Origin of the sequence: Streptomyces sp. NBC_00464 (genome assembly GCF_036013915.1) — a bacterium.
Taxonomy (GTDB): domain Bacteria; phylum Actinomycetota; class Actinomycetes; order Streptomycetales; family Streptomycetaceae; genus Streptomyces.
The window spans coordinates 1252267-1264321 of record NZ_CP107899.1; the positions used below are offsets into that span (position 1 = coordinate 1252267).

Genomic DNA, 12055 nt, shown 5'->3' on the forward strand with positions numbered 1-12055 from the left:
GGGCGTTCCGGATGCCGGACGCTCAGCCGATGTCGGCCGCGGGTCCCACCGGGCCGTGCAGCACACCGTGCGGGCCGTCGCGCTCCCGGCCGCGCTCCAGATCCTCCTGGCGCTCCCGGTCACGCTCGTCGAGCAGCCGGAGCATGCCGTGCACCCGGTCCGTCGACTCGTCGGCGGCGTCGATCGCCTCCATGCACTGCCAGTACAGGCCCTGCTCATCGGTCTCGCACGCCACCCCGACCAGCGCTATCCCCACTTCCCCGAGCAGCACAGCGAGACCGGTCAGGGCCGCTCGCGGATCGGCGACCTCGGAGAGCTGAGCGGCCCGTGCCACACCGGCCCGCGCAGCCGGGTGGTCCAGCGCCCCGTTGCTCCGCCCGCCGATCTCGCTGAGGCCGCTCGCCTCACCCCGTAACTCCTTGGGACCGCTCGCCGCCAGCCGGCTCCCGATCGCCTGCGCCAGTGCCTGGGCCTGCCAGGCCTCGGCGATGATGTCCGGCGTGCCCCGGCTCTGCGCCAACGCCCTCCGGATGACTGCTACAAGCCGCTCCGCTTCCATCCCTTGCCCCCGCTCGATCCGAAAACCCGCTCACCTCTTCCATTACCCACAGTGAGGGTGCTGGTACCGAAAGGCCAGGGGATTTCGGAAATCTGTGGACACGAAGTCGACTGTGAACAAGTTGATCACTCCGAAGAGTGACGGAAGGCAGGATCCGTTGGCTCCGGCACCGGGAAGCGCCCCTCGTTCCGCTCGATCTTGGCCGCCAGCGCCGCCAGCACATCGATGCCCAGCACCTCGCAGAACTGCAGCAGGTAGGCGAGCACGTCCGCGACCTCGTCCGCCACCCGCGGCGCCGTTCCGGGGTCCTCCATGCCCCGGGCCGACTGTTCCGGCGTCAGCCACTGGAAGATCTCCATGAGTTCGGCGGCCTCGACACTCAGCGCCGACGCGAGGTTCTTCGGGGTGTGGTACTGCCCCCAGTCACGGGCGGCCGCGAAAGCGACGAGCCGTCGCTGGAGAGCCTGTACGTCGAGTTCTGTCACACCCCCAGGTCTACCACCGCGGCTCCCGCGCCCGGGTGCCGCGGCCACCGCTGCCACAAGACCGGCTACACCCCCGGTACGCCCGCCGCCGTCACACCCTCGACCTCCATGCCGATGGGCGACAGGAGGAAGACGTTGCGGTCGACGCGGTGCATTCCGCTGCCCAGCCCGAAGACGACCCCGCTGGTGAAGTCCAGGATCCGCTTGGCCACATCGGTCTCGGCGCTGGTCAGATCGAGGAGTACCGGAATCTGCGCGACCAGGTACTCGGCGACCTCGCGCGCATCCGCGAAGATCTGGACCCGCAGCACCACCATGCGCCGCTGCTCGGCGCTCTCCCGCTCCTCCGGGACCGTGCGGTGGTCGACCCGGGAAGGCCACTCGTTGCGACTGCGCAGCGGTACGACCTGGGCCAGCCCCTCCCACTGTTCGTCCGTGACGTCATACCTGTCGTACCTGCTCACCGGACCACCCCGTCTGTGCATCGGTTGGCGTTGCGCCGGCTGCGCTCACTGTTCATCGGGCAATTCTCTCGCCCCTCACCCGTTCGGCCTACCAGCGACACGGTTCAGAGGCCGATCGGAACTCCTGAATGCCCGGCCGACTCCCGCTCCGGGCCTGCGGACACCGTGGTGTCCAGGGGGGCGAAACGTACCGGAAGGTGCACCAGGGCCCGGTGGAACGGTCCCGGGCGCCACAGGAGTTCACTCACCGGAACAGCGAGTTCCGCATCGCACAGCTGACTGGTGAGCTGCTCGATCGCGGTCATCGCGATGAGCAGGGCGGGCTGCTTCGCGGGGCACCGGTGGGGCCCTGCCGACCAGGCCAGATGGGCGCTGCCCCCGGACCGGACCCCGGTGTCCGAACCGACCTGCCCCGATTGGGTGTTGGCGGCACCGAAGGAGACCAGGACGAGCTGGCCCGCGCGCAGCCGGACCCCGTGGAACTCGGTGTCATGGCGAGGGTAGTGCGCGGCCAGATTGGCGATCGGCGGGTCCTGCCACAGGACCTCGTTGATCGCCTCGTGGGCGGTCATCGCGCCCCCGTGCAGCGAGCCCGCGTACCGCTCGTCGGTGAGCATGTGCAGGATCGCGTTGCCGATCAGGTTGGTGGTCGGGTCGTGGCCCGCACTCATCAGCAGAGTGATCTGACGCACAGTCTCGTCGTCGTCGAGATGGGCCGGGTGCGCGAGGAAGTACGAGGTCAGATCGCGGCGCGGCCGGGCCCGCCGGTCGGCGACGAGACGGGTGACGACCTCGACGAGGTCGGCGTACGCGGCGGCGGCTCCCTGGGCCGAGTTCATCATGCCGCCGACGCCGTCGACGATCCGTTCGCCGTCCGCGGGATCGACGCCGAACCAGGTGACGAAGACGTGCAGCGGGAGCCGCCGGGCGTACTGGGTGATGAGATCGCCGCTGCCGGTGGCGGCGAACTCACCGATGAGCTGCTGGGCGACCCTGGCCACCTCGGCGCGCAGGAGGTGCGGCTCGATCAGGGCCAGGGTGTCGTTGATGGCGTCGCGGTAGCGGGCGTGCTCCGGTCCGTCGCTGAACAGCGCGGTGGGACGGTGTCCGAGGACCGGCAGCACCGGGGAGTCCGCGGGGACCGTCGCCTGCCAGGCGCGCGGGTCCTTGCTGAAGGTGTGGGTGTCGCGCAGCAGGTCGACAGCTGCCTGGTAGTCGGTGACCAGCATCGCCTCGACGCCCGGGGCGATCCGCACCGGGGCGAGGGGACCGTGCTCCCGCAGTCTGCGGTAGTGGCCGTGCGGGTCGGCCGCGAAGTCGGGGCCGTACAGCGCCAGGGGCTGCGGCGGTTGCGGATGCGGTGTCATGACGGGTCCTCGGGCTGCGGCAGTCGGGTCAGCACGTGTTCGGCCAGCGCGATCAGGGCGTCGATGCTGCCGCGCCGCTCCCTCGCGTCGCACTGGACCAGCGGGGTCCCGGCGGCGAGGTCGAGGTGTTTGCGCAGGACCTCGTCGCTGTGGGCGGGGGCGTCGGGGAAGCGGTTGACCGCGACGGCGTACGGCAGTCCCTGCTCCTCGACCATGTCCATGACGGCGAAGGAGTCGGCGAGCCGGCGGGTGTCCACCAGGACGAGCGCGCCCAGTGCCCCGCGCGCGATGTCCTCCCACAGCGGCAGGAACCGTTCCTGACCGGGGGTGCCGAACATGTACAGCACGAGATCGTCCAGGACGGTGAGGCGGCCGAAGTCGATGGCGACCGTGGTCGTGGTCTTGTCGGGCAGTCCGGCGGTGTCGTCGAGCGGGGTGCTGGACTGGGTCATCGCCTCTTCGGTGTGGAGCGTGGGGATCTCCGAGAGGGTACGGATCAGGGTCGTCTTGCCCACGCCGAAGGGACCCGTGACGACAAGCTTCATCAGGGTCCGGGCGCCGGCCGGCAGATAGCCGACGCCCGTCCGGTCAGTGGAGGGAGCGGAGTCCAACGAGCAGCCTCTCGACGAGCGACCGGTCGATCTCCCCGGCACTGGGTATCGGCGGTCGCGTGAGCAGAAGTCCGGCGGCCGCGAGGTCCGTGGCCAGGAATACGGTGGCGCTGACCGGCAGGTCCAGATGGGCCGCGCACTCGACGACGGTGAGGGCGCCGGGCTCCAGCAGTTCGCACAGCCTGCGCTGCTCGGAGCCGGTGTCCTGGGGCAGGGCCTCCTCGGTACGCACGAGCACGGCGAGCCGGTCGAGCGTGGGACCGGTGGGCCGGGACCGGCCCGCGGTCACGAGGTAGGCGGGGATCAGGCGGCGTCCTGGGCCGGCGGTCATGGCCGGGCGGCGGTGCCCGGTTGGCGGGCGGGCGCGTGCATCGCCCGCGTCAGCGCGGTGACCTGCACCTGCATCTGGTAGGCGATGTCGCCGAGTTTGGCGCCGGGTTCGGCGAACAGGGCGAGCGTGGTGTTCTTCCCCGCCGGTACGACGATGGCGAAGCCCAGGTCCGACTCGACGACCGTCTGGGCCAGTTGCGGGCCCTCGGCGTTGGTGAAGGCGGTGGTGAAGGCGCGGGCCGCGGCGTGCAGCGTGGCCGTCATCGCGGCGACGCGTTCGCCGGACGCCCGGTCGAGTCCGGGCGAGGCGCCCTCGACGAGACCGTCGCCGGTGGCGACCACGGCGTGCTGGACTCCGGGCAGTTCAAGCAGCGGGGTCAGCACCCATGCGAGGTCACCGGTGGTGGGAGTGGGGGCGCTCACTTCTCGTCGTCTCCTTGCTCGTCCTGGTCGCCCAGGTGGTCGTGGCCGTCCGAATCCGGTGCGGGGGCCCGCCCGGCGACGCTCCTGCCGATCAGGGTGCCCTGCTGGAGTGCCGCCCAGGAAGACTCGGCCTGCTCAGGTGTACGGGACACCTGTCCGGCGGCCGGGACGGCGGGGGCCGTGACGGCCGGCGCGGGACGCGGCGCCCGCCGGCGCCTGCTGGGCAGCCCCGAGGCCGCCGCTGCGGGCTGCGGTTCCTCCGGTCCGGGTTCTGCGGGGCCGGCCGGCCGGTCCGGGACGGGGACCGCCGACACGGGCACCGGGGCCAGGACGGAGAGGGTGTGGTCGTCCTCCAGCACGGTCAGCAGGTGGGCGGGGACGCGCAGGATGGTACGCATGCCGCCGAACGGCGAGGCCTCGATGTGGCAGTCGAAGCCGTACTGCACCACCAGCCGGCCGACGACCGCGAACCCGGTCTGCGGCGGGTCTCCCAGCTCGGTGAGGAGCACCTCGGAGGGCCCGGCCAGCAGGGCGCGGGCCCGGTCGAGCGCATCATCGTCCATGCCGATGCCCGCGTCGTCGACCACCAGGAACGCGCCGCGGCCGCCGCTCTGCTGGACCGTCACCTGCACGTCGGTGTCGGGGTGCGAGTAGGCGGTGGCGTTGGCGAGCAGTTCGGCGAGCGCGATCGCGAGGGGTTCGGCGGCCCGGGCGGCGAGCGCGAGCCGCTCGTCGCGCAGGTGGTTGGCCACCTTGATCCGCTCGTAGCCGGCGACCCGGGACTGCGCGCCGAGCACGATCTCGACCAGGGGCGAGCGCTGCCGGGCGAGGCCCGGCCACGCGTCGCAGAGCACGGCGGTGGCCTGGGTGCGGCGCAGCGCGAGTTCGTTGCGGAAGTCGAGTTGCAGGATGCGCGGGTCGTCGTACTCGTGCTGGAGTTCGTGGAGCAGTTGCTGGGACTGGTTGAGCAGGGACTGGATCTTGGCCGAGGTGCCGCGCATCGCGGCGCGGGCGGCCGCGTCGACGCGCTGCCGTTCCTCCGTGACCGCGGTCCTGGCTGCCTGCACGGCCTCGGTGAGCAGCCGGGCCGCGCCGCCGTCGACCTCGGCCGCCTCCCGCAGTCCGGGGACCTGGGCGCTGGGGTGGGAGAGGGCGAGCGCGGCAGCCGGGATCCGCTTGCGCGCCAGTTGCCGGATCTCGTCGACAAGGGCCGCGGTACGGGCCTCGGCGGCCTTCGCCTGGCGTTCGGCGAGCTCGGCGTGGGCCACGGCCAGCTGTTCCGAGCGGGCGGCCCGGTAGGAGCGTGCCGTTGCTGCCACGGCGGCTATGACGGCGATCACCGCCACGATCCATGCCATGCCGTTACCGCGTTTCTGTCGTCGGGTCGGTCCTGTGTCCGGGGCGGCGGAAGCCGGTCCCGCGGCCGGGGCGGCGAAGGGCCGGTGGGTCAGTCCGCCCGGCCTGCCGTCTCACGGGCCTGCTCCACTTCTTGCGCGACCGCTGCGACATCGGTCATGACCTGGAGCACGCTGGGGAGTTCGGAACCGTCGAGCTGCCGGTACTCGCTTCCGATCGTGACCACCAGCCGCTCGGGGAGGCCCAGTTCGGGGTGGCGCCCCTCCCGGATCACCCGGCGGGCCGCCTCCGGGGCGGGAACGCCGGCGGCGTGGAAGGCATGGGCGCGCTCCCGCACGTACTCCAGGTAGACGATGTGGTCGCGCACCCCGGCCCGGTCCAGCACCGGTCCGTGGCCCGGCACGACGGTCTCCGCGCCGGTGGCCAGTACCTGTTCGCAGGCCGCGATCACGTTGCTCAGCGGGCCCGCCCAGTGGATCGGGTGGTCGCCCGGCTGCTGCGGGGTCGAGGAGAAGATGATGTCGCCGCTGAACACGACGCCTTGTGCGGGCAGGTGGACCATGAGGTCCCCCGTCGTGTGCGCGGACGGCAGGGCGGTGATCCGGACGGGGTACTCCCCCAGGGTCAGTTCGAGCTCCCCCGTGAAGTAGGTCGTCGGCCGGACCGGATCGGTCTGCGACCAGTCGAAGGGGCCGAAGTGCCGCCCGAGGTAGGCGCCGAGCGCGGTGGCCGGATCGCTGCCGTTGACCAGGGCGTGCTGCTGCTGCGGAGTGGGCTCGTAGTGGATGTGCTCCCGGGCCTCGCGGGTCGCGATGATCTCCGCGTCCGGAAGCACTCCGGCGCCCCAGAAGTGGTCCCCGTTGGCGTGCGTGACGATCACACGGTCGATGGAGACGCCGTCGGGCAGCAGCTTCGTGCTCTCGGCCAGGAACTGTCCGGCCAGCACCGTGTCGTACGGGGTGTCGATCCAGAGCGCGCCACGGGGTGAGACGAGCAGGCCGCAGTTGGCCAGGCCCCAGCCCCGTTTCGGCGGGAGCCATGCGTACAGGCCCCGGCCCAGGTCAACGACGTCTCCACCTGTGATCGACATGGACGCGATTATGCCGACCTCGATCCGGTCGCGCGTTCGAACCCGGCCACGAAATCGCGCCGTTGGCGTGAAACCGACTGTTCACCACCCCGAGGTCGCCCGGCCGGTGACCGTACGAGAGCAACCGAGTCGGTCACCATGGGGAATCAACAGGACATTGTCCAAGAAATCACCCTGTTGTTCTCACTCCCGTCACCGGTGCACGGCAGCCCGTCGTCAAACCGGGAGAGGCCGATTACCCGCTGAGCATGGCTGGAAACAGACGCCGAAAGCCCCCGGGTGAGACCGCTGGGGGCGGCCTGCCGGGGGCTCGTGGCTCATGGGCCGGGACAGTTCGACGCTACGAAAGACCTAGTGGGTCGCGGGCACGTTCCACTGCTGGTTGGCGCCACCGTGACAGTCCCAGAGCCCGAGAGCGGTCCCGTTCGTGGTGTCGCTTGCCGGGACGTCGAGACAGCGCCCGGACGCCTTGTTGACGAGTGCGTGTGTGGAGGCGTTGTACGTCCACTGCCGGGCCGGGTCGGTGACCGCCCCGCCCGCTCCCGTTCCGGCACAGTCACGTACGCGTACGGCGGCTGCGTTTCCGGTGCCCTCCGCGGCCAGGCAGTAGTCGGACGGAAGCCGCAGCGTGCCGTCGGCCGCCCTGACCCAGGCCTGGTTGGCGCCGCCCGAGCAGGAGTACAGGTCGGCGACCACACCGTCCGCGACACCCCCGAAGGCGTCCAGGCACTTCCCGGCCGGCCCGGTCACCGCGCCGCGCACCGAGTTGCCGACGGCGAGGTTCTGCACGGTGGAGCCGGCGGCCACGTCGATCCGGGTCGCGCAGGCGTTGCTGCTGCTGGAGGTGGAGGCGACCGCGCCGGTGACCGTACCGCCGTTGCCGGTGGGCACCCCGAAGCGGGCGTCGCTGAACGGCTGGTCGTAACAGGTGGCGCGCGGATTGTTCCATTCGAAGTACTCGGTCCAGTCGACCATCCCGGCGGGCGAGATGGCGGCGGCCGGGGTCTTGATACTGCCGAGCTTGTACGAGGCGCCGGTGGCGGTGTCCGCGACAGTGGCGCCGAACCAGCCGTCGCCCTCGGCCGCGACCTCGAACGTGTAGCGGTGACCGGCGGTCCAGTCGAGGTTCATCCGGCAGCTCATGCCTTCGCCCTCGCCGCCGAAGGTCTGGCACCAGCTCCCGGTGGAGCCCGCGGTGGCCTCGGAGACATCCCAGACGGAGAAGAGGAGCGTCCGCTTCGACCCTCCGTTGGACTGCATCCCGAAGTACGCGCCGCTGCCCTTGTCGAAGCCGAACTGATGGCTCCAGAAGACGTTCGCCCGGTACCCGGGGTCGTGCTGGACGGTGGTGGACCAGGTGACTTCGGTCAGTACCGGAGCACCGGGGAAGGAGTAGTTGGTGTAGGTGCCGGGAGTCGTCCCGAGCTCCGCGGCCCGGACGGGGTCGGCCGTACCGGTTTCCGCGGCCTGCGTGGGGGCGGCCGTGCCGAACAGGGCCAGGGCGGTGGCCGCGGCGGCAGCGGTGATCGTGGCTGACAAGTGGCGCAGGGTCATGCGTTGCACCTGCTTCCGGTGGGGGGAATGGGGATCGTTGCCCTTGCATGCACCGGCCGCATGGCACGGCTCGGCGCATCTGCTGCGGTGAATCCCGCCGGACAGGGCCGTGGCCCTGTCCGGCCTTTCCCGGTCAGGTCCTCAGGAACGGACCTGCCCGCGTTCGAAGTACGCGACCAGCTCGGGGTCGAGGGCCGGCACGTCGTACGGTGCACCGCCCTCACGCAGGGAGCGGGTCGCGAGGACACCGGCGGCGACGCTCATCCGGGCGGCGACGGGTGAGGTGTCGGTGACGCCCCCGTCGCGCACGAACCGGCAGAACTCCTCCATGATCCGGGTGTCGCCACCGCCGTGCGAACCGCCGGCCTCCGGCACCCGGTAGGTGATGTCGGCGTCGGCGCGGTATCCGCTGGGGCCGGTGTTCCAGACCTTGACCTCGTCACCGGGGCCGTCGCCGAAGTTCTCCAGCCGCCCCTCGGTGCCGATGACGGTGTAGTTGCGCCAGTAGTCCGGGGTGAAGTGACACTGCTGGTAGGCGGCCACGACGCCGTTGTCGAGCTGCATGTTCATCACCGAGACGTCCTCGACGTCGACGATGTGGTGCAGGTCCTTGCGGGCCGTCGGCGGCCAGTCGAACTCGCGCAGCCAGTTGTCCGGGCGCGGGGTGTCCGCCTCCCGGCGCGGCAGGCCGCCGTAGACGAGCAGGTCGCCCAGCGCGTTGACGCGCCGCGTGTAGCCGCCGGCCAGCCAGTGCACCACGTCGATGTCGTGCGCGGCCTTCTGGAGGAGCAGACCGGTGGTCCGGGTCCGGTCGGCGTGCCAGTCCTTGAAGTAGTAGTCGCCGCCGTAGCCCACGAAGTGGCGTACCCAGACGGCCTTGGGCTCCCCGATGTCGCCGCGGGCGATGATGTCGCGCATCAGCCGCACGACGCCCATGTGCCGCATGTTGTGGCCGACGTACAGCCGGGTCCCGGTCTCGTACGCGGCACGCAGGACGTTGTCGCAGCTCTCGACGGTGATCCCCAGCGGCTTCTCCACGAAGACCGCCTTGCCGGCGCGGAGTGCGTCGATGGCGATGGCCTCGTGGGTGTCGTCCGGCGTGGCGATGACGACCGCGTCCAGGTCGTCCCGGTCCAGGAGCAGCTTGTAGTCCTCGACGGCGACATCGGTGGCGAAGGCCTCCGCCTCGCGACGGCGCACCTCGGGGTCGAGGTCGCAGACGGCGGTGATCGCCGATCCCCGTCCGGGGTGGTGGGCGGACGTCGCGATGGAACGGCGCAGGCCGAGCCCGATGACGCCGAGTCGCAGGTCTGACACGGGAGTCCCTTCTTTACGTACGGTCGTGCGGGCGAAGGCTGCCTGCGACGGCGGGCGGCACAGCTTCCGGGACCGATGGCGCGAGAGAGCACCCGCCCGGTTGGACGGACCGCACCGGTGCAGGCAGGCCGAAGCCTCCTTCGCGGCAGCATCCTCATAGTTCACGACCGCGCACCCTCATGGCAAGAGTTGTTCGTTTAGGGGCACTGGCGAACATCTCTTGGCATTCATCCACCGCAGCCGACGTCGTCGGAGAGCACCCGGGAGCCCGCACCGGGCGCGACGGGGTCCCGGAAGCGCGGCGAACCGCAGGCGGGACGGGCGAAGCGAAGTGGTCAGACCGCGATGACCGTGACACCGGCCTCCGTGAAGCGCGCGGTGGCCTCGGGCGTGACGCCCTTGTCGGTGACCAGGAAGTCGACCACCCCCAGATCGCAGACCCGGGCGAAGGCCCGCTTGCCGATCTTCGACGAGTCGGCCGCCACCACCACCCGCTGGGCCTGCTGGGCCAGGAGCCGGTTGATGCTGGCCTCACCCTCGTGGTGGACGTACGCGCCGCGCTCGGTGTCGATCGCGTTGACGCCCAGCACGGCGACGTCCAGCGTGATCTCGCCCAGCACGCCGCTGGCCAGCGGGCCCGTCAGCTCGTACGACTGGGGCCTGGCCACACCGCCGGTCACCACGATCTTGATCTGCGGGCGGATCACCAGCTCGTTGGCGATGTTGAGGGCATTGGTGACCACCGTCAGGGTCGGCTGGCCGGAGGTTCCGCCCGCCCCTTCACCCACGAGGTCGGACCGCACGGCGAGCGAGCGCGCGACCTCCGTGATGGTGGTGCCGCCGGTCAGCCCCACCACCTCGCCGACCGCGACCAGTTCGGCGACGGCACGGCCGATGGCCTGCTTCTCCGGAGCGTTGCGCCCCGTCTTGTAGCGCAGGGCCAGCTCGTAGCTGACGCCGTGCGCGACCGCGCCGCCCCGGGTACGGGTGAGCAGCTGCTGTTCGGCCAACTGGTCCAGGTCACGGCGGATGGTCGCGGCCGACACGTCCAGCGTCCTGGCGGCGTCCTCGACGTCCACCCGGCCGTGCTTGCCGACGAGTTCCAGCAGTTCGTTCCACCGGGCATCCCTGGACAAGAGAACTCTCCTTACGGGCCCGGCCTGCGAGCACCCATCCCCTTGGGCGCGATCACCGGACACGCGCAAGCGTCGCACAAGGCTCCACCGAGTCAAACCATCTGCACGATCAATGCTTGATAATGCTCGCTCAACGCGAGTAACGTGCGTAAACGAGCATCCCATCCCCAGTACGGAGTGCAAAAGTGTCATTTGTCGAGATCGAGACAGCCAGCCAGCCGGACTGCTGGCGCCGCGCCGCAGACCTCGCTCCGAGCCATGCCGCCGCGCTGCCCGCCCCCGGCGAGCGCATCGCCGTGGTCGGCTGCGGCACCTCGTTCTACATGGCCCAGGCATACGCCGCGCTCCGCGAGGAGTCCGGACAGGGCGAGTCCGACGCCTTCGCCGCCTCGGAGTTCCCCGCCCGCCGCCGCTACGACCGGGTCGTCGCCCTCACCCGCTCGGGGACCACGACCGAGGTGCTCGACCTGCTCGACCGGCTGCGCGGGACCACCCCCACCGTAGCCATCACCGCCGACCCGAACACACCGGTGATGGCCTCCGCCGACGCCGTCGTGGTTCTCGACTTCGCGGACGAACAGTCCGTGGTGCAGACCCGGTTCGCCACCACCCTGCTCACGCTGCTCCGCGCCCACCTCGGTCTGCACACCGACGCCGTGGTCCGTGACGCGGAGGCCGCACTGGCCGAGCCGCTGCCCGAAGGGCTGCTGGACTGCACCCAGTTCACCTTCCTCGGCCGCGGCTGGACGGCCGGCCTCGCCAACGAGGCGGCACTGAAGATGAAGGAGGCCTCGCTGTCCTGGACGGAGGCGTACGCCTCGATGGAGTACCGTCACGGCCCCATCAGCATCGCCACCACCGGCACGGCGACCTGGACGTTCGGCGCCGCCCCCGAGGGGCTGCGCGAGCAGGTTCTCGCCACCGGCGCCCGCTGGGTGGAGAGCGGCCTGGACCCGCTGGCCGAACTGGTCCGCGTCCAGCGCCTGGCCATCGCCCGCGCCGCTGCCCGCGGTCTGGACCCGGACAGCCCGCGTCACCTGACGCGTTCGGTGGTCCTGGCGGAGGCCTGAGCCGGATAGGGAGCGGGACACAGCCGGACGGCCGTCCCCTCTCCGTGCACGGCCGGTACGAGCAGAGCCTGCGGACCCGCTGCCGGCCGTGTCCCGGCCGCGGCGGTCCCGCCGGCCGGGCCGGGCGCCTAGTTCGCACCGGCCGCGGGAGGCAACAACCTGATGTGATCCTCCCGGCGGTCCGCCGGGGAGCCGGCCGCCCGTCGCAGGACGGCCGGTCTCTCCGTGCCTCCGGTCACCCGTGCCGGCGCGGGACACCGTCCCGGGCTGCCCGGCACGGGCCCCGCGCCCCC

At 71.3% G+C, this 12055-nt stretch carries 13 protein-coding genes; 1 reads left to right on the plus strand and 12 read right to left on the minus strand.

Annotation, left to right across the window (positions count from 1 at the left end; all coding sequences use genetic code 11):
* Positions 1 to 22: 22 nt before the first annotated feature.
* The 12 genes from OG912_RS05335 to OG912_RS05390 form a co-directional block, all read right to left on the minus strand.
* The gene (locus OG912_RS05335) at positions 23 to 559 is read right to left on the minus strand and encodes a DUF6099 family protein (protein WP_327708410.1); all 537 of its coding nucleotides are present in this window, start codon (positions 557 to 559) and stop codon (positions 23 to 25) included.
* A 125-nt stretch (positions 560 to 684) separates the two neighbouring features.
* Positions 685 to 1044, minus strand: coding sequence for a nucleotide pyrophosphohydrolase (locus OG912_RS05340; RefSeq protein WP_327708411.1), 360 nt, complete (start codon positions 1042 to 1044; stop codon positions 685 to 687).
* Between the two features lie 65 nt (positions 1045 to 1109).
* A complete protein-coding gene (locus OG912_RS05345; protein ID WP_327708412.1) occupies positions 1110 to 1508 on the minus strand; it encodes a cell division protein SepF in 399 nt (132 codons plus the stop codon).
* Positions 1509 to 1612: 104 nt separating this feature from the next.
* Positions 1613 to 2875, minus strand: a complete 1263-nt coding sequence (locus OG912_RS05350; protein WP_327708413.1) for a cytochrome P450 — start codon at positions 2873 to 2875, stop codon at positions 1613 to 1615.
* Positions 2872 to 3486 (minus strand): GTP-binding protein, encoded by a 615-nt coding sequence (locus tag OG912_RS05355; protein WP_327708414.1) that lies wholly within the window; start codon positions 3484 to 3486, stop codon positions 2872 to 2874. Before OG912_RS05355 ends, OG912_RS05350 begins: the two co-directional genes overlap by 4 nt.
* The gene (locus tag OG912_RS05360) at positions 3464 to 3817 is read right to left on the minus strand and encodes a DUF742 domain-containing protein (RefSeq protein ID WP_326739394.1); all 354 of its coding nucleotides are present in this window, start codon (positions 3815 to 3817) and stop codon (positions 3464 to 3466) included. Before OG912_RS05360 ends, OG912_RS05355 begins: the two co-directional genes overlap by 23 nt.
* Positions 3814 to 4239, minus strand: coding sequence for a roadblock/LC7 domain-containing protein (locus OG912_RS05365; RefSeq protein ID WP_326739393.1), 426 nt, complete (start codon positions 4237 to 4239; stop codon positions 3814 to 3816). Before OG912_RS05365 ends, OG912_RS05360 begins: the two co-directional genes overlap by 4 nt.
* A complete protein-coding gene (locus OG912_RS05370; protein WP_327708415.1) occupies positions 4236 to 5597 on the minus strand; it encodes an ATP-binding protein in 1362 nt (453 codons plus the stop codon). Before OG912_RS05370 ends, OG912_RS05365 begins: the two co-directional genes overlap by 4 nt.
* A gap of 89 nt (positions 5598 to 5686) precedes the next feature.
* The gene (locus tag OG912_RS05375; RefSeq protein WP_327708416.1) at positions 5687 to 6685 is read right to left on the minus strand and encodes an MBL fold metallo-hydrolase; all 999 of its coding nucleotides are present in this window, start codon (positions 6683 to 6685) and stop codon (positions 5687 to 5689) included.
* A gap of 351 nt (positions 6686 to 7036) precedes the next feature.
* Entirely contained in the window at positions 7037 to 8239 is a 1203-nt protein-coding gene (locus tag OG912_RS05380; protein ID WP_327708417.1) for a ricin-type beta-trefoil lectin domain protein, read from the minus strand.
* A gap of 141 nt (positions 8240 to 8380) precedes the next feature.
* Positions 8381 to 9556, minus strand: coding sequence for a Gfo/Idh/MocA family protein (locus tag OG912_RS05385; RefSeq protein WP_326739389.1), 1176 nt, complete (start codon positions 9554 to 9556; stop codon positions 8381 to 8383).
* A gap of 335 nt (positions 9557 to 9891) precedes the next feature.
* Positions 9892 to 10692, minus strand: a complete 801-nt coding sequence (locus tag OG912_RS05390) for a DeoR/GlpR family DNA-binding transcription regulator (protein WP_326739388.1) — start codon at positions 10690 to 10692, stop codon at positions 9892 to 9894.
* 185 nt (positions 10693 to 10877) lie between these two features.
* Between OG912_RS05390 and OG912_RS05395 the strand changes: the two genes are divergently transcribed.
* Positions 10878 to 11762, plus strand: coding sequence for an SIS domain-containing protein (locus OG912_RS05395; RefSeq protein ID WP_326739387.1), 885 nt, complete (start codon positions 10878 to 10880; stop codon positions 11760 to 11762).
* Positions 11763 to 12055 lie beyond the last annotated feature (293 nt).